This window comes from Niastella soli, from assembly GCF_017742245.1.
GTDB classification, from domain to species: domain Bacteria; phylum Bacteroidota; class Bacteroidia; order Chitinophagales; family Chitinophagaceae; genus Niastella; species Niastella soli.
On the sequence record NZ_JAGHKO010000001.1, the window covers coordinates 2866174 to 2883481 of the forward strand.

A 17308-nucleotide genomic window follows, 5' to 3' on the forward strand; every position below is an offset into this window, starting at 1 on the left:
ACTAAAAAATTAATTATGAAAAGCATAGCTATTATAGCAATCGGAATGTGTATTGTTTTCATTTCAGCTTGTGACAAAAGAAACCTTCCTGACAAAGGTGTCACGTATGCCGAAAAGGTTTCTAATGAATGGTGGGTGATCGCAACACCGGAAGTAGGGCCCGTTTCTGATCCGTTTAGAATTGTCACTTCGAATACTTCGTCAAATCTGGATTCTATTGTAATCGACGACATGGAAAACTACGCGTCGTTTAGATGCAAAGTGAAGTTCGATATGACCAACCTGACTTTTTCAACGCAGAATTACGCAAGTCCGTATGATTTAAAGGATGGAAGCAACATTTATAGACGTACTGTAAATGTTACCGATGGTAAAATTCTGGCTAAAGCGTCAAAAGCGCTTTCCGGCACTACCACCGACAGTATATATATGGTAATGGAGTTTTCTGACGATCCTGGTAATAAATATACCATCGCAGGTACTTCAAGGACCATGTTCTCTGAAGATGATTACTAGTCCGCAGCATAAATCTGCAGATTAAAAACGATAAAAAGGGTTGTCCAAAAGGGCAACCCTTTCTTTTTGCCGGTTTTGGCTTCGCGCCGGCAAAGCCTTTGGCGACGCACTGCCGGAGCCTGCGTACGAAGGGCAGCTCGTTTTTTCCAAAAAGAGGGGAGGAGCTGTTTTAATTCTTTTAAATGAAACTATGTAATGCCTGAAAAAAATAATTAGCTGATTTGTGTAATGTATTAAGCCGATTATTTGAATGTTTTACAGAACAGTTTATTACTTCTTTACTGATTTTCATCACTTTTTAGCGGGTTTTTACTCGCAAAAACGATTGCAGCATTTTCCAATTCCTTCTTGTCTAGCAGAAATTGGTTCTTAATACCACACTTCCTGATTTAACTTTTTTTTGATTATTAATCAGGATTTTCAATACATTTAGAACCTCAAAATTAAACTTACAAGTCACATGAGAAAAATGCTATCACTGCTAGCAGTGTTAGTGCTATGCACTGCTATGGCCCTGGGGCAATCCAAAACTGTCACCGGCCAGGTAAAGGACTCAAAAGGAGATCCGATCCCCTTTGCCACCATTAAGATTAAAGGCTCCAACACTGCCGTAGCCGCGGATGCAAACGGCAACTTCTCCATCAGCGCTCCTGCCAATGCCACATTTGTTGTTTCTGCCGTTGGTTTTGAAGGAACAGAATTAAAAGCCAGCAGTTCTGGAACAATGGCGATCTCATTGAACAATTCAGAAACGATGAGTGAGGTAGTGGTAACGGCCCTGGGTATCAAACGTACAAAAAATACCCTGCCTTATGCTGCGCAAATTGTTGCAGGTGAGGAGCTTAGCAAGAATCGCACGGGCAATGCCTTCAGTGCTCTTTCTGGTAAAGTATCAGGTTTGCAAATTAACCAGGGTAACGGTATGGGTAGCTCTACCAATATTGTGATCCGCGGTACCAAATCAATTACCGGTAATAACCAGGCGTTATTCGTGGTAGATGGGGTTCCGGTTGATAACTCAATGAACACCAGGCCCAATACCAACCAGGTAACTGGTCGCGGTGGGTATGATTATGGTAATGCTGCTGCCGACATCAACCCCGATGACATTGAAAGCATCAACGTGTTGAAAGGCGCCGCCGCCACTGCCCTGTATGGATCACGGGCTGCTAATGGCGTGATCATGATCACTACCAAAAAAGCTAAAAAAGGATTGGGATTAACAGTGAACTCAGGTATTACTGTTAACTCAATGGATAGAACGACCTTCCCTCAGTATCAGAAACAATACGGCGCAGGTTATTCAGCCGCCTATCAGAAAGACGGATTTTTATATTTCGATGTGAATGGCGATGGCGTGAAAGATTATGTAACGCCTACGACTGAAGATGCATCTTACGGTGTTAAGTTTGATCCCAATTTAATGGTGTATCAATGGGATGCATTTGATGCAGCCGGCCCGAACTACCATAAGGCCCGTCCATGGGTAGCCGCACAAAATGACCCATCTTCATTTTATGAAACACACCTTTCGAACAACGAAAGCATTATGTTTGATGGCGCCAGCGATAAAGGTTCCTTTAAATTAGGTTATACCAGAAACGAAGAACATGGCATTCTGCCAAACAGCGGCCTTAGGAAAAATATTGTAAACTTCAGTACTACTTATGCAATTACTCCTAAATTAACGGCCACCGCTTCTGTTAACTATTCCAGAGTAGATGGCAAGGGCCGGTATGGTACTGGTTACAGCGGTCGTAATATAAATCAGAATTTCAGACAGTGGTATCAGACCAACGTCGATATCAAAGAACAAAAAGACGCCTATTTCAGGAATCATAAAAACGTTACCTGGAACTGGAAAAGCCCTTCTAATGAATTAACGGGTTTGGTACCCATTTATACAGATAACTACTACTGGACAGTTTATGAGAACTATGAAACTGACTGGCGTAGCCGTGCATTTGGGTATGCTTCTCTTGATTATAGAGCAACCGATTGGTTAAGTTTCCTGGGTCGTGTTTCGGTTGATAATTATTCAGAATTGCAGGAAGAGCGTGTTGCCGTGGGTAGCCAGGGTACATCTTCCTACACTCGTTTCGACCGTACATTCAATGAATTGAACTACGATCTGATGGCCAATGTTGATAAAAACCTTACCCAGGACCTTAATTTCAAGGCCCTGTTGGGTACCAATATGCGCAGGACTAATTCCAACTCAAGCCTGGCTACTACTTCTGGTGGAATGATCGTTCCCGGATTATATGCCATTTCAAATTCAAAAGGAACGGTAGCGCCAGTTGAAACCTATCAACCGATTGCCGTGGATGGTTATTTTGGCGGTGCAACGTTGAGCTACCAGGATTACCTGACGCTGGACGCAACTTTCCGCAGAGACCGGGCTTCAACTTTACCAGTTTTCAGCAATGCTTATAACTATTATGCGGTATCAGGCAGCTGGTTGTTTTCACACCACCTCACTACTGTGCCCTGGTTGTCTAGCGGTAAATTGCGTGTAAACTATGCAACAGTAGGTAACAACGCTCCATTCAACGTTATAAAAGATGTATACGATCAGCCGACACCGTTTGGTTCTGCCATCTTGTTCTCTGTACAGGATACCAAGAACAATCCAAACATCAAACCTGAGCGTACTCAAAGCCGTGAAATAGGTTTGGAAATGTCATTCTTCAAAAATCGTTTAGGTTTTGATGCGACTTACTACAAAACCAATTCGGTCGACCAGATCATCAACTCTGAAGTATCCGCTGCTTCTGGTTATACCAAGAAATGGATAAATGCGGGTGATGTAGAGAATAAAGGTATTGAACTGTCAGTATACGGTACACCTGTTCGTACAAAAGACTTCTCCTGGACTATTAACTTAAACTATACCCGCAACCGTAACAGGGTGCTTTCATTGAATGGGGATGCTAAGAACCTGCAGCTGGGTTCATTCCAGAGTGGTGTAAGCATAAACGCTTCTGTTGGTCAGCCATATGGAACTATTCAGGGTAAAACTTATGAAATGTTAGATGGCAAAAGGCTGATTGATGATGATGGATATTATGTAGCTACTTCCACTACCACCAATGTCTTCGGTAATGTTAACCCTGACTGGATCGGTGGTATGTACAATACTTTTAAATACAAAAACCTGTCACTGGGCTTCCTGATTGATATGAAACAAGGTGGCAGCATCTGGTCACTTGATCAGTTCTATGCACAGGGTACCGGTATCTATAAAGAAACTGCTGGTTTAAATGATCTGGGTAACCCCGTTCGTAACAGTTTGGCCGATGGCGGTGGTGTAATATTCCAGGGCGTAACTGCAGATGGAAAAGTAAACAACAAACGCGTTGTTGTAGATGCTAACTCTCCGCAGGAACCTCAGGTTGCTTATACTTACGATGCCAGCTATGTTAAATTAAGAGAAGCTAATCTTACCTATTCATTACCATCAAGCATTTTTGGAAAAGTTAAAGCCATTAAAGGAATTGACGTTTCTGTATTTGGCCGCAACTTATGGATCATCCATAAAAACTTACCATACGCTGATCCTGAAGAAACTGTTTCAGCAGGTAACCTGATTGGTATGCAAAGCGGTGCTTATCCAACAACCCGCTCTATTGGTATGAACGTTAGATTGAAATTCTAAAACTGAAACAAATCATGAGAAAGATCCTATATTTAGCATTGCCGGTATTGTTTTTAGCGGCATGTACAAAAGATATCTCCCGTTTTAATAATGATACAAAAAAGCCCACCATTGTTCCCGGATCAATGCTGTTCTCCAATGCAACCAGGAATATGGCCGATGGCTTGATCGGTACCAGCGTAAACATAAATGTATTCCGGTTTACTGTAAATCACTGGGCTATGGCCACTTACCAGGATGAAGCACAGTATAATTTTACTACCCGTGCTATTCCACAATCCTGGTGGACGAGATTCTATCGCGATGTGTTAAAAGACCTGGCGGAAGGTGCAAAGCTTATTTCTGCTGACGCTTATTTAGATCCAGGCATTAAACAAAACCAGCTGGCAATTATTGATATCACTCAGGTATATGCTTACAGTGTACTGATCAATTCCTTTGGTGATATCCCTTACAAAGCAGCTTTGGATGGTGAAAACGTGACCCCGGTATATGACGATGCCAAAACCGTATATGCTGACCTGTTGAAAAGACTGGCAGACGACCTCGGCAAGTTAAAAAACACTTCTACCGCTTTTGCAAGTGCAGATGATATCCTTTACGGTGGTTCTGTTGACGCATGGATAAGATTTGGTAATACCCTGCAATTTAAAATGGGTATGATGCTGGCTGATGTAGATAATGCAACCGCAAAAGCATTGGTGGAAGCCGCTGATGCAAAAGCTTTTTCTTCATTTAGCCAGAGCGCAATATTCAAATATCAAAAGAACAGCCCTAACCAAAGTCCTATTTATACAGACATTGTATCTGGTGGCCGTTCAGATTATGTTGCTGCAAAAGATTTGATGGATCCGTTGATCTCATTGAACGATCCCCGCAAAACATTATTTTTTACTGCTAACGATGCTGGTAAATATGCCGGTGGCATTGTAGGTGCGTCGAATACTTATGAGGATTTCAGCCATCCTGGTCCAAGGGTGTATGCTGCTGATTCTCCTTATGTCTTCCTGGATTATGTAGAATTAGAGTTTTTACGGGCTGAAGCTTTAGAACGTGGTTATGCTGTAGCCGGTACTGCCGAACAACATTATAACAACGCTATCGCTAATTCCATTGTTTATTGGGGTGGAACAGCCGCTCAAGCCAATACCTACCTGGGACAGGCAGATGTAGCCTATACAACAGCGCCTGCTGCTGGTGGCTGGAAACAAAAGATCGGGTTCCAGAAATGGATCGCTTTATTTAATCGTCCGTTCGAAGGTTGGACCGAAGTAAGAAGGCTCGACTATCCGAAACTGACACCTGTGGTAAACGCGGTTTCAAAATTCCCAACCCGCTTCCCTTACCCCGGTAACGAGCAGCAGTTGAATGGTACCAATTATACCACCGCTGCCGGTCATATGGGTGGAGATAAAGTGGATTTCAAATTGTTCTGGGATAAAAATTAATATATTCCTTGTTTAACATACAAACCGTCCCGTCTCGGCTCAGCCGAGACGGGACGGTTTTGTTTTTAATAACCCTATAACAGGAAAAATAAAATTCAGTACAATCCATTACGCCCGGTTTCTTACTTTTGAGCCTTAAACTTTTTTATGATGGAAGATCAAAACCAGCAGCAAAACCAGCTTAATATCGAAATATCTGAAGAAGTAGCAGAAGGGGAGTATGCCAATCTTGCCATCATTACCCATTCCCACGCCGAGTTTGTTATAGATTTTGTGAATGTAATGCCCGGTACGCCTAAAAGCAAGGTAAAGTCACGCATCATCTTAACGCCTCAGCATGCAAAACGCTTTATGAAGGCCTTAACGGAGAATATTCAGCGTTTTGAAGCTGCCAACGGAAAGATCCAGGACCTGGAAGACGTGCAGATCCCTATGAATTTTGGTGGCCCTACAGCCCAGGCGTAAACTAAAGCAAACCTGCATCCGCAAAGCTGAAATAGCCATTTTCGCTCACTATAATATGGTCAAAGAGGGCAATGTCGAACAATTTGGCTGCCTCTTTTAATTTCCGGGTAAGGTCCTGATCGGCCCGGCTCGGTTCTAAATTGCCCGAAGGGTGATTATGGCAAAGGATCAGGCTCACCGCTTCCTCCAGCAATGCCTTTTTTAATATTACACGGGGATCGGCTACGGTTCCCGTTATACCACCTCTGCTTATTATTTCAAAATGATTTATCCGGTTGCCCTGGTTCAAATAGGCCACGGCAAAAACCTCGTTTGGCAGGTCGCGTAACAGGGCTTGCAGGTAGTTGGCTATGTCGCGACTACCCTTTACGATCGGTTTTTCGAGCGATAAAGAGGCCTGCCGGCGCCGGCCTAATTCCAGGGCGGCCATGATGGTAATGGCCTTCACTTTACCTACTCCTTTGATACTCATCATTTCTTGTATGGTAATTCTACCTAGTTCATTTAGGTTGTTCTTGCCCAGTCGAAGGACCTCTTTTGCCAGTTCAACGGCATTCTTTTGTCGATTACCGTTCCCGATGAGTATGGCCAGTAGTTCTGAGTCGCTCAAAGTAGCTGGATTTTTCCCTAGAAGCTTTTCCCGGGGCCGGTCGTCTTTAGCCCATTCTTTTATTGTAATTTTAGTTTCTTGCATAGTTCAAAAATTTCTATTACTTTTCGGACAAATACTATAACCACAAAAAGTGCGTTATGTACTAGTATTGTGCACTATTTCATAAAGAAATCCAAATCTTTTGTAAATACTTAATCTATATCCCCATGAATAGAAAGACTACTTTAGCCGCTATTGGAGGTTATCAACCTTTTCTTTTTTGCATAGGCATGTATTTTGTCGCCCTTTTCTTCTCTATTTTTATTTGTTCAGCTATTTTTTATGCATTCTATCCCAAAAAGATCGCAAAAGAGGAGGGATCGAACCATAAAACTGTGGCCATGACGCCCGGGAGTTCAAATATTTTGCTGACAGTAACCAAGTAAGCGCACGTTTTGGGGATGCACCGATTAATCAGTTACCATTGAATTGCTATTTAATTATCAAGGAGAAATAAATAATTTGTCCATAGGTTATCGGGCAAATCCCACGCTTCGCATTATCTTCGCCGCACATTTTATTGCGGTATGCAAATGTCAGTCAAGATCTTTTCCGGCACAGGGTCACAGTACCTGGCCGAGAAAATAGCCCAAAAGTTTGGGGCCACCCTTGGAAAAATAACCATCTCAAAGTTTAGTGATGGGGAAATTCAGCCTGTATTCCAGGAAAGTATCCGGGGTGACATGGTTTTTTTAGTGCAAAGCACTTTTGCCCCAGCTGAGAACTTACTAGAATTATTATTAATGATCGACGCCGCCCGGCGGGCTTCGGCCTATAAGGTGGTGGCTGTAATACCTTATTATGGCTACGCGCGGCAGGATAGGAAGGATAAGCCCCGCGTGGCCATTGGTTCTAAACTGGTTGCCAATATGTTAGTGGCTGCCGGTGCCGACCGGGTGATCACCATGGACCTTCATGCCCCCCAGATCCAGGGATATTTCGACATTCCTGTTGACCATCTCGACAGTTCTGCTATTTTTATTCCTTATATCCAACAACTTCAGTTGGAAAACCTTACCTTTGCGGCCCCCGATGTAGGAAGTGCCAACCGTATTCGCGAAATAGCATCTTATTTTAATGCTGAAATGGTGATATGCGATAAGCACCGTAAACGGGCCAACGAAATTGCCAGCATGGTGGTTATTGGCGACGTTACCGACCGGGATATAGTGTTGATAGACGATATCTGTGATACTGGTGGTACACTGGCAAAAGCAGCCGGTTTGTTGAAGGAGAAAGGAGCTCGCAGCGTTCGCGCCTTATGTACACACCCTGTTTTAAGCGGAAATGCATACTCAAATATTGAGAACAGTGTGTTGGAAGAACTGGTAGTATGCGATACGATACCGATGAAACAGAAGATATCAAAAGTGAAGATCTTAAGCGTTGCCGAATTATTTGCTGTAGCCATTCGCAATGCATACGAGAACAGAAGTATAACGGGGCTGTTTATTCATAGCCAAAGAAGGAACAGCTAAATCTTGGAATTTTTAAATAAACATAAACATGAAATCAATTACAATCGAAGGACAACTGAGGACCGAAATCGGGAAAAAAGCCACCCGACAACTTCGCTCTCAGGGACTGGTGCCTGGTGTAATTTACGGCGGTACACAGGAAATTGCTTTCGCAGCGCCTGTGCTGGCTTTCAAACCCATCGTATATACTCCTGATTTCCAGTTAGCTGAAATTAAAGTAGACGGAAAAAGCTACAAGTGTATCATGAAAGATCTGCAATTTGACAAGGTTACAGATCAACTGTCACACGTAGACTTTCTGGAACTGGTTCAGGACAGACCGGTTATTGCTACTATTCCTGTTAAATTTACCGGTGCATCTCAAGGGGTAAAAGATGGTGGTCGCCTTATTACAAAGGTGAAATCATTAAAAGTGAAATCACTTCCTCAACACCTGAAAGAGAACATCGAGGTAGATATCACAGAACTGCAACTGAACGGAAACATTCGTGTTGAAGATGTTAATGAGCCCAATTACGAGATCCTTAACTCACCACGTATTCCTATTGCATCAGTTGTTATGACGCGTCAGTTGAAACAGGAAGAAGCTGCTGCACCTGCTGCTGCTACCAAAGCCGCGGCTCCTAAAGCTGCTGCACCTGCTGCTGCTAAAGCGCCTGCTGCAAAAAAATAAGAAGTATCAATGTATAAAAAGCCCCGATAAATCGGGGCTTTTAAGTCGAAATATAAAGAGGTCAGGTGAGTCACATGAAGAACTGAGAAAAAGGGATCATTGACTGATTTGACCTTTTTACTTGAACAGACCACCTGATAGAACAGCGACTCATTTGACCTGTTTGTCCATTTTGCCGGATTGCCTGATTTGACCCTTGACTCATAAGACCGTTTTGATCATTTTTGGCCTTTTCTGCATATAGCTTACCCCACCACCCATTATTCAATCATTGCCACATGAAGTTCCTGTTGATAGGATTAGGTAATATTGGAGAAGATTATGTGTATACGCGTCATAACATAGGTTTTGATGTAGTGGACGCTTTTGCCCAAAAACATGGTGGCCTTTTTGGGGTAGGAAGACTGGCACACGTTTGTGAGATGAAATGGAAGGGCAAGAAATTGACAATTATCAAGCCCACCACTTATATGAACCTGAGTGGCAAGTCGGTAAAGTATTGGATGGAAAAAGAATCGGTCGCTTTGGAACAATTATTGGTAATAGTAGACGATATTGCATTACCGCTTTCCAGAATACGGCTTCGATCTTCGGGTAGCAGTGCCGGTCATAATGGATTGCGGAGCATAGAGGAGACCCTTCTTACCGATAAATACCCCCGATTACGATTTGGTGTCGGTAACAATTTCCCCAAAGGTGGGCAGGCGGATTTTGTTTTAAGCCGCTGGACGCCCGAGGAATCGCCCTTAGTAAAACGAAAGATTGAGAAATGTGTGGAGGTGGTAGAAAATTTTATCACTATTGGCATAGAACGAACTATGAATGAAGCGAATAAATTGGAGTTTACACTATGATTTGTTAATTTGAATCTTTATTTTCGCAATGCCAATATTTGTGGTGAGTAATAATCTGATTTCCAATATCTCTATGACCACGTACCCCCGGCTTTTCCAGGCGCATGAAACTTGAAAACAATTATCTCAATTAAACCCTTTGTTGAGTATGAAAATTTTCTGTGTAGGCCGTAATTATGTGGCTCACGCAAAAGAACTGGGTAACGAGGTTCCGGATGAACCTATAGTGTTTATGAAACCTAAGAGTGCATTACTGCAGGCTCATACCCCTTTTTATTACCCCGAGTTCACAAACGAATTACATTACGAATGTGAACTGGTATTGCGTATTTCAAAGAATGGTAAATACATTCAGGACCGCTTTGCCAGCAAGTATTATGATGCCGTAACAGCTGGCATCGACTTCACAGCGCGTGATATACAAGCTGAATTGAAGGAAAAAGGGCTGCCCTGGGAGAAAGCGAAAGCCTGGGATAACTCGGCCGTTATTGGCAAATGGATCCCGCTTACGAATATCAAAAACAAAAAAGACATCAACTTCTGTTTATATAAGAACAAGGAACTGGTGCAGCAGGGAAATTCAGGTTTAATGATCAATAACTTTGATAAAGTAGTGGCGTATATCTCCAACTACTTTTCAGTGAACATCGGCGACCTTGTTTTTACCGGCACTCCGGCAGGGGTAGGCGAATGCGTAGTTGGTGACGAGCTGGAAGCCTTTATCGAAGACGACAGCTTATTAAGTTTAGAGATCAAATAACAAATAGATCATCATTACAAGGAAATAGCCTTTCCCGATTCTTCGGGGAGGGCTTTTTTATTGTCTGAACTGGGATGATTAGGGTGCAGGGGATGGCTCGGAAAATTGGGGCCATATTCCCTCCATAATCCTGTAAATCCCCCAAATCCCATTATCCCAGTCAAAAATCCCATTATCTCAGTCCAAACTAACATTTGTTATTACTACTTTTGTCGGTTATCTATGATGCACACCGATACATTATTGAAGGCTTACCGGCTAATGTGTACCGCCAAAGCCATGGCCGATACCTATGAGGCAAACCGCGCCATTTGTAAATACGTTCATTCAACGTCTCGTGGCCATGAGGCCATTCAATTGGCTACGGCCTTTCAATTACTCCCCTGTGACTATGTAAGCCCGTATTACCGGGATGAGAGCATTCTGCTGGGGTTGGGCTTTACTCCCTACCAGTTAATGTTGCAGCTGCTGGCCAAACGCGACGATATTTTTACCGGCGGCCGCGAATACTATTCACACCCCAATTACCGCGGGGCCGATAAACCCACCATTATACATCAGAGCAGCGCCACCGGTATGCAGGTCATTCCAACCACCGGGGTAGCCCAGGGTTTACAATATCTTGAAGATATAAGTTCCAATAAACTAATAAAAGGCCCCAATGGCGAATTACCCGTGGTGATCTGCTCATTGGGCGATGCCAGCGTAACAGAAGGAGAGGTAAGTGAAGCATTCCAGTTCGCCATCCTGAAAAAGCTACCCATCATCTATCTTGTACAAGACAACAACTGGGGCATCAGCGCCAGCGCCGAAGAAGTGCGCGTAATGGATGCCTATGATTATGCGGCGGGCTTTCCCGGTCTTGACCGCGTTCGTATAGATGGGAGCAATTTTGAAGAAAGTTTTGATGCCATGCATCGGGTAGTACAATACGTACGTCAGCATAGAACACCTTATCTGGTACAAGCCCGGGTACCCTTATTAGGCCACCATACCAGTGGGGTGCGCAGGGAGTTTTATCGCACGCAGGAAGACCTGGAAAAGCATGCAGTGAGCGATCCCTTGCCACAGCTGCGGATGCGTTTATTGCAATTTGGCATCGATTCACAGCATTTACAGAGCATAGAAAAGGAGGCCCTGGCAGCCGTTACAGAGCAGTTTCAAAAAGCCGCAGAGGCGCCTGAACCAGATCCGGCAACTGTAACAGATCATGTTTTTGTGCCAACACCTGTTACCGAGGAAAAAGGGCAACGGCAGCCAGCTGGCAATGAAAAGATCATAATGGTTGATGCCGCCTTATTCGCCATCAGGGAAATCATGGAAGATCATCCCGAGGCCTTGTTATATGGACAGGATGTAGGCCGTCGCCTGGGTGGTGTGTTTCGGGAAGCCGCCACGCTGGCTGATAAATTCAGCGATACCCGCGTTTTCAATACGGCCATTCAGGAAGCATATATAATTGGATCTACAGTGGGCATGAGTGCCGTGGGCGTAAAGCCAATTGTTGAAGTGCAATTTGCCGATTACATCTATCCCGGTTTCAACCAGCTGGTGACGGAGATCTCCAAATCGAGTTATTTGACCTGTGGTAAATTTCCTGTTGCAACAGTAATACGGGTACCTATCGGGGCCTATGGAGGTGGCGGCCCTTATCATAGTGGCAGTGTGGAATCAACATTGTTGTCGATCAAAGGCATCAAGGTGGTATATCCTTCCAATGCCGCAGATATGAAAGGGTTGATGAAGGCGGCCTTCCTTGATCCCAATCCGGTTGTAATGCTTGAACATAAAGGTTTATACTGGAGCAAAGTTCCAGGTACAGAAGAGGCTAAAGCTATTGAGCCTTCGAGAGATTATGTATTGCCATTAGGTAAGGCGGCCCTGGTGCTGGAAGCAAAAGAAGTAAACGTTACTAACGGTGAGTCGTGCTGTGTTATAACTTATGGCATGGGAGTGTACTGGGCACGTTCTGCCGCGAAAAATTTCCCGGGGCAGGTTGATATTATCGATTTGCGTACGTTATACCCACTTGATGAAGCGCTCATTTTTGAAAGGGTAAAAAAACATGGTAAATGTTTGGTGCTTACTGAAGAACAACAGAACAATTCCTTTGCAGAAGCACTTGCAGGTAGAATATCATATACATGTTTTCAATGGCTCGATGCACCTGTAACTGTGTTAGGTGCATTGAATGTTCCGGCGATACCGATGAATATGCAACTTGAACAGGCTGTGTTACCAAATAGTGACAAGGTGGCGGCAAAAATCAAACAACTATTACTCTCGTAAAAACGAGCAATTCCTTCACGTCAAGATAATTTTACTTCTCCGCTTATTCTACAAGATAAGTAGGTTGTATCGTACATCCTATACTTTCTGCCGTTTGTAATATTTTAACACTGGGTGTATACTAAAAATTGTCTTATTTACGTAGAGTTACGTACTTCAAACCACCTAGCAGCCATGAAAAACAGATATCTGAAAGGTGCCCATCTTTCTGAGCGGAAAGTTCGGGAACTTATTAAATTATTCTCAGAAGATCTGACAGCCACACAGATCGCCAACATCACTGGAATTAGTCGTATTACGGTAAATGCGTACTTCAAACTAATTCGTACACACATCGCAAAGTTTTGCGAGGAAAGGAATCCATTTCAATTTACTAATGGAACGGCCGTTTATCATGCGTCGGAAAATGGAGATTTTGCCAGCAATGGTGATGCTTCAAAGAAATCGTTTTATGGCATTTTTAGAAACGATGAAACCATTTACACCGATAAAATTGCCAACATTGATTCGGAGTGGATGTACGATTGGTTAAAAGGAAAAACGGAAGGCGAGCGCGATATTGTTGAAAAGTACCGCCTTCACATGTACAATGGCATTGCCGATTTTAACAGCATTCGCCTGTACCGTATTAATGATTCGGTAACAGGTGTTACCCGTGGCAAATCGCACATCGATGAAGTCGATCTGTTCTGGGGTATGCTGAAATCGCGGTTGATAAAATTCCGAGGTTTAAACAGCGGTACCCTTGACCTGCACGTAAAAGAAACAGAGTTCAGGTACAATTACCGGGAAAATGATTTGTTTGAACTGTTGATGGATATTCTGCACAAACGTCCGTTGCATTATTCAAAAGCAGTACGGTAGCAAAAAGCGGCAAGAATTCGCACAGGAGGTCAGCGATTGCTGAGCCATCCCGACTTGTCGGGGACTACTGAATGAACGAACTCCGGGGATTTCTTTCTAAAGCCTATCGCAACTCATCCCTGGATCATATAAAACAAGTTGCGGTAATAGAATTTTTCTCATGTGACTCGCGGGTGGTATCTACCACCTGCTTTTGTTTAAGGCCCCAAGGCTTGCTATTCGGAAGCCCGTTAAAGTTCAGGCGCTTGAATGTTAAGCACTTGTACCTTGTCTACTGATTCTCGTACCTTTATATAATGGCACATGATCACTCACATGCCCACCACGGACACTCACATGCCGTTTCATTTAATACCGCGAGCCTGAAAGCGTTTCAGTTTGGGATCGGCCTGAATGTATTGTTTGTAGTGGTGGAGGTAGTGGCGGGATTGGCCTATAAATCCATGTCGCTGTTAAGCGATGCCGGGCATAACCTGGCAGACGTAGCCAGCTTGCTGCTTTCTTACATTGCTTTTAAACTCGCCCACCGGCAGGCCACCATTCGGTTTACCTATGGATTCAAGAAAACAACTGTGTTAGCGGCTTTTCTTAATGCCTTATTGTTGCTTATAGCTATTGGTACGTTGGGGTATGAATCTGTAATGCGCTTTCAGGCGCCACCGGTTGTAGAGGGTAAGGGCATTGCCTGGGTAGCAGCGTTGGGGATTGCCGTGAACGGTATTTCTGCTTTTCTTTTTTTCAAACATAAAGACACCGATCTGAATGTAAAAGGCGCCTACTGGCACCTGCTGGCCGATGCCCTGGTATCGGTAGGTGTTGTAATTGGTGGTATTATTATTTCCTATACTGGTTGGTATTGGTTAGATCCTGCCATTGGGCTGGCCATCATGGTCATTATTCTTATCAGCACCTGGTCATTGCTTACTGATAGTTTTAAAATGTCGGTAGATGCGGTACCGGCGGGCATTGAGCTGGAAGAAATAAGCCGTGTTATTTTATCGGTTAAGCATATCGTCAATGTGCACCATATTCATATTTGGCCATTAAGCACTACCGAAAATGCACTCACGGCCCATGTGATCATCAATGATAGTTTGCCATTTGATGAAAAATTAAAAGTGATACAACACCTCAAACATGAATTGATGCATCATAACATTCATCACAGTACCATTGAACTGGAGTCGGAAACCATTCATTGCCCCAATGAGAATGAACGGTTAGAACAACAAACACAACCGCACTCACATTAAGATTCTTTTGGACTGCTTACATATTTGTAGATCATTTCTGAAACTTCTGCCATTGCCTTTTTTGCGTTGTCTTCGTTTTGCAGGTTTTTCGATAATATTACCAGCACATATTTTTTCCCATTGGGCAGGAACACAATTCCCGAGTCGTGTAGAACATGAGAGATATTTCCCGTTTTATGTGCCACCTTTACATCCTTTGGTAATTTTGCCGGGATGATCTCATTGAACTCCTGATTCAATAAAATTTTAATCATAGCCTGGGAGGAAGCGCTGTCTACTATTTCACCCTTGGCCATTTTTTCATAGATCACCAGCAGGTCATTTGCTGTGGTAACATTATTAAAGCCTTTGGCGAACGCTTTTGAATCTTCCACACCCCGTAGTATCTGTATTTTTTTAGCGCCCAGTTGCCGCATGGTTTGGGTAACGTTGCGGGCATTTACCAGCTCTATCACCATATTAGTGGCCAGGTTGCTGCTTCTGATGATCATATCGTAGACCAGGTTGTACAACGATATTTTATCACCCAAATGCTGGTACATTGTAGTGTCGCTGTCGTCTTTGGCGTTCAGGCTAAAAACACTGCTGTCAACAATGCTTTTAAATTCATTTTTAAGTACAAAGGAATCATTCAGCGAAAAGACGCCTGCAGCGGCCTGTTTATATACTTCAATCATCACGGGCGTTTTCATGGTGCTGGCTGCATGAAAAAAGTCCTGTTCATTGAGCTGTAAAGTTTCTCCTGTCGACAGGTCTTTAAATGCTATAGCAAAATTGCCAGGTTGTTCTTCCAGCCTGGAACTGATCTGGTCTTTAAGTTTATTTAATGTCATACGATTTGAGCAGGCACAAAGCAGGGACAGGCTACCAAGCAATAAGAAAATTTTTGGATAATTGGTCATAACCGGAAGTTATAGAGTCTAAGATAATAGAAAATGTTTTTGTCAGCGGGATGATTTTATAAAAAAAACTTACCTTGAATTATTCCTTGAAACTAATATTTTCAGAAACTTACATCAATGCTTCAAAATCAACTTCTGTTTTTGGTCGATGATGACTTGGATGATCATGAAATCTTTAAATCAGCTTTGGTAAAGGTTGATGAAGCCCTTGAATTAATAACGGCTATCAATGGTTACGAGGCCCTGAAAGTACTATCAACCGCAACCATTTTACCCGACTATATTTTTGTTGATCTCAATATGCCCCGGATGGGCGGCGTACAATTTCTGAAGGAAATAAAGCAAATGGATAACCTGAAAAACATCCCGGTGATCATTTACTCAACCAGTTCAAACCCGGGTGATATTGCCAAAACAAAAGAGTTAGGCGCCGTATTATTTGTTACCAAGCCTTCCAGGTTCTCAGAGCTTTGCAGCTTTTTGCAATCGTTGGTCCATAACAACGAGCAGGTGCTATAATTGTTCAACAACACTTTTAAATACGGAGCTCAGCTTTTGGTCGGCTTTGGCGGCAACGGCAATTATTTCGTCAATATTTACCGGTTGCAGGTTATCGGGGTCACATTCATCGGTGATCACGCTCACTGCCGCACAGGAGAGCCCTATTTGATTAGCTACAATTACTTCCGGCACTGTACTCATACCAACCATATCAGCGCCTATTACCCGAAGAAACCGGTATTCAGCCCTTGTTTCCAGGTTAGGACCTGGTACAGCCACATAAATGCCCTGTTTAAGCGGAACCGATAGGTCAAGCGCAGTTTTTATAAATACTTTATTTAAGCGGATATCATAAGGCTGGCTCATATCAGGGAACCGGGGGCCCAGGCCAGCTTCGTTCACTCCGCGTAATGGATTTTCTGGTTGCAGGTTTATATGATCGGTAAGCAATACAAGATCGCCTTTTTTGTACTCAGGGTTCATACCGCCCGATGCATTGCTCAGCAACAGATTGGCTACGCCCAATGCTTTAAATACCCTTACAGGAAAAGTGATCTGTTGCATGCTATAACCTTCATAATAATGAAAGCGTCCCTGCATGACCAATATTTTTTTATTGGCCAGGGTGGCTAATATGAGTTTGCCTTTGTGCGATTCAACAGTAGAGGTGGGGAAATGCGGGATCTCATTGTACGAAATTTGCTGAATAACTTCAACCCGGTCGATAAAAGACCCCAACCCGGTTCCCAAAACAATAGCGGTGGAAGCACCGGTGAATCCTTTCTCCTTTAAAAACTGGGTCGTTTCTGCAATTTTTTCAACGATATGGTCCATCCCGTTATTTTTTTTTCAAAATAAAGTAATCCAATGGTTATTTAGAAGCATTTGGATATTTTTATTCAACAGTGTATTCTTTTTCAGAATATGATCTGTATTGATAAATCTATTAATTTAGTGGAGTAATAAGCCGTATAACAGCTCAATAAATGCCAGTA

Annotated in this window: 16 protein-coding genes; 13 read left to right on the forward strand and 3 right to left on the reverse strand. The window is 43.2% G+C overall.

Annotated features, from left to right (window positions below; genetic code table 11):
• The first annotated feature begins 15 nt into the window (after positions 1–15).
• The 4 genes from J7I42_RS11765 to J7I42_RS11780 all read left to right on the forward strand — a co-directional run bounded on the left by J7I42_RS11765 (position 16) and on the right by J7I42_RS11780 (position 6087).
• Positions 16–516 carry a lipid-binding protein gene (locus tag J7I42_RS11765; protein WP_209138978.1) on the forward strand — a complete coding sequence of 167 codons (501 nt, stop codon included), beginning with the start codon at positions 16–18 and terminating at the stop codon, positions 514–516.
• Between the two features lie 460 nt (positions 517–976).
• Positions 977–4174, forward strand: coding sequence for a SusC/RagA family TonB-linked outer membrane protein (locus J7I42_RS11770; RefSeq protein WP_209138979.1), 3198 nt, complete (start codon positions 977–979; stop codon positions 4172–4174).
• Positions 4175–4188: 14 nt separating this feature from the next.
• Positions 4189–5622 carry a SusD/RagB family nutrient-binding outer membrane lipoprotein gene (locus tag J7I42_RS11775; RefSeq protein WP_209138980.1) on the forward strand — a complete coding sequence of 478 codons (1434 nt, stop codon included), beginning with the start codon at positions 4189–4191 and terminating at the stop codon, positions 5620–5622.
• Positions 5623–5769: 147 nt separating this feature from the next.
• Positions 5770–6087, forward strand: coding sequence for a DUF3467 domain-containing protein (locus J7I42_RS11780; protein ID WP_014216490.1), 318 nt, complete (start codon positions 5770–5772; stop codon positions 6085–6087).
• A gap of 1 nt (position 6088) precedes the next feature.
• On the opposite strand, the gene radC is transcribed toward J7I42_RS11780, so the two are convergent.
• Complete coding sequence (gene radC, locus J7I42_RS11785) at positions 6089–6781, reverse strand: RadC family protein (RefSeq protein ID WP_209138981.1); 693 nt, start codon at positions 6779–6781, stop codon at positions 6089–6091.
• Positions 6782–6906: 125 nt separating this feature from the next.
• Here radC and J7I42_RS11790 point away from each other — a divergent pair, with 125 nt between their 5' ends.
• From J7I42_RS11790 to J7I42_RS11825, 8 genes are all read left to right on the forward strand, one after another.
• The gene (locus tag J7I42_RS11790) at positions 6907–7125 is read left to right on the forward strand and encodes a hypothetical protein (RefSeq protein ID WP_209138982.1); all 219 of its coding nucleotides are present in this window, start codon (positions 6907–6909) and stop codon (positions 7123–7125) included.
• A gap of 141 nt (positions 7126–7266) precedes the next feature.
• Positions 7267–8217: a ribose-phosphate pyrophosphokinase gene (locus J7I42_RS11795; protein ID WP_236065414.1), complete on the forward strand. Its 951-nt coding sequence runs from the start codon at positions 7267–7269 to the stop codon at positions 8215–8217.
• Between the two features lie 28 nt (positions 8218–8245).
• Positions 8246–8890 carry a 50S ribosomal protein L25 gene (locus tag J7I42_RS11800; protein ID WP_209138983.1) on the forward strand — a complete coding sequence of 215 codons (645 nt, stop codon included), beginning with the start codon at positions 8246–8248 and terminating at the stop codon, positions 8888–8890.
• A gap of 278 nt (positions 8891–9168) precedes the next feature.
• Positions 9169–9744 (forward strand): aminoacyl-tRNA hydrolase, encoded by a 576-nt coding sequence (pth, locus tag J7I42_RS11805; protein ID WP_209138984.1) that lies wholly within the window; start codon positions 9169–9171, stop codon positions 9742–9744.
• Between the two features lie 148 nt (positions 9745–9892).
• A complete protein-coding gene (locus J7I42_RS11810) occupies positions 9893–10504 on the forward strand; it encodes a fumarylacetoacetate hydrolase family protein (RefSeq protein ID WP_209138985.1) in 612 nt (203 codons plus the stop codon).
• A 222-nt stretch (positions 10505–10726) separates the two neighbouring features.
• Positions 10727–12793: an alpha-ketoacid dehydrogenase subunit alpha/beta gene (locus tag J7I42_RS11815; protein WP_209138986.1), complete on the forward strand. Its 2067-nt coding sequence runs from the start codon at positions 10727–10729 to the stop codon at positions 12791–12793.
• 174 nt (positions 12794–12967) lie between these two features.
• Positions 12968–13657 (forward strand): hypothetical protein, encoded by a 690-nt coding sequence (locus J7I42_RS11820; RefSeq protein WP_209138987.1) that lies wholly within the window; start codon positions 12968–12970, stop codon positions 13655–13657.
• A gap of 296 nt (positions 13658–13953) precedes the next feature.
• Complete coding sequence (locus J7I42_RS11825) at positions 13954–14910, forward strand: cation diffusion facilitator family transporter (protein ID WP_209138988.1); 957 nt, start codon at positions 13954–13956, stop codon at positions 14908–14910.
• Here J7I42_RS11825 and J7I42_RS11830 read toward each other — a convergent pair.
• Positions 14907–15743 (reverse strand): serine hydrolase, encoded by an 837-nt coding sequence (locus J7I42_RS11830; protein ID WP_209138989.1) that lies wholly within the window; start codon positions 15741–15743, stop codon positions 14907–14909. The genes J7I42_RS11825 and J7I42_RS11830 overlap by 4 nt on opposite strands.
• Positions 15744–15929: 186 nt before the next feature.
• Here J7I42_RS11830 and J7I42_RS11835 point away from each other — a divergent pair, with 186 nt between their 5' ends.
• Positions 15930–16331 (forward strand): response regulator, encoded by a 402-nt coding sequence (locus J7I42_RS11835; RefSeq protein ID WP_209138990.1) that lies wholly within the window; start codon positions 15930–15932, stop codon positions 16329–16331.
• On the opposite strand, the gene J7I42_RS11840 is transcribed toward J7I42_RS11835, so the two are convergent.
• On the reverse strand, positions 16326–17147 hold the full coding sequence (locus tag J7I42_RS11840; protein ID WP_209138991.1) for a purine-nucleoside phosphorylase: 822 nt from the start codon (positions 17145–17147) through the stop codon (positions 16326–16328). The genes J7I42_RS11835 and J7I42_RS11840 overlap by 6 nt on opposite strands.
• Positions 17148–17308: the final 161 nt, after the last annotated feature.

What these genes read in the sequence shown, in the direction of transcription:
- J7I42_RS11810 (WP_209138985.1), top strand. Translation starts at nt 9,893, where the DNA reads ATGAAAATTTTCTGTGTAGGCCGTAATTATGTGGCTCACGCAAAAGAA.
- pth (WP_209138984.1), top strand. Translation starts at nt 9,169, where the DNA reads ATGAAGTTCCTGTTGATAGGATTAGGTAATATTGGAGAAGATTATGTG.
- J7I42_RS11770 (WP_209138979.1), top strand. Translation starts at nt 977, where the DNA reads ATGAGAAAAATGCTATCACTGCTAGCAGTGTTAGTGCTATGCACTGCT.
- J7I42_RS11840 (WP_209138991.1), bottom strand. Translation starts at nt 17,147, where the DNA reads ATGGACCATATCGTTGAAAAAATTGCAGAAACGACCCAGTTTTTAAAG.
- J7I42_RS11830 (WP_209138989.1), bottom strand. Translation starts at nt 15,743, where the DNA reads ATGACATTAAATAAACTTAAAGACCAGATCAGTTCCAGGCTGGAAGAA.
- J7I42_RS11775 (WP_209138980.1), top strand. Translation starts at nt 4,189, where the DNA reads ATGAGAAAGATCCTATATTTAGCATTGCCGGTATTGTTTTTAGCGGCA.
- J7I42_RS11815 (WP_209138986.1), top strand. Translation starts at nt 10,727, where the DNA reads ATGATGCACACCGATACATTATTGAAGGCTTACCGGCTAATGTGTACC.
- J7I42_RS11795 (WP_236065414.1), top strand. Translation starts at nt 7,267, where the DNA reads ATGCAAATGTCAGTCAAGATCTTTTCCGGCACAGGGTCACAGTACCTG.
- J7I42_RS11825 (WP_209138988.1), top strand. Translation starts at nt 13,954, where the DNA reads ATGGCACATGATCACTCACATGCCCACCACGGACACTCACATGCCGTT.
- J7I42_RS11835 (WP_209138990.1), top strand. Translation starts at nt 15,930, where the DNA reads ATGCTTCAAAATCAACTTCTGTTTTTGGTCGATGATGACTTGGATGAT.
- J7I42_RS11820 (WP_209138987.1), top strand. Translation starts at nt 12,968, where the DNA reads ATGAAAAACAGATATCTGAAAGGTGCCCATCTTTCTGAGCGGAAAGTT.
- J7I42_RS11780 (WP_014216490.1), top strand. Translation starts at nt 5,770, where the DNA reads ATGATGGAAGATCAAAACCAGCAGCAAAACCAGCTTAATATCGAAATA.
- J7I42_RS11800 (WP_209138983.1), top strand. Translation starts at nt 8,246, where the DNA reads ATGAAATCAATTACAATCGAAGGACAACTGAGGACCGAAATCGGGAAA.
- radC (WP_209138981.1), bottom strand. Translation starts at nt 6,781, where the DNA reads ATGCAAGAAACTAAAATTACAATAAAAGAATGGGCTAAAGACGACCGG.
- J7I42_RS11765 (WP_209138978.1), top strand. Translation starts at nt 16, where the DNA reads ATGAAAAGCATAGCTATTATAGCAATCGGAATGTGTATTGTTTTCATT.
- J7I42_RS11790 (WP_209138982.1), top strand. Translation starts at nt 6,907, where the DNA reads ATGAATAGAAAGACTACTTTAGCCGCTATTGGAGGTTATCAACCTTTT.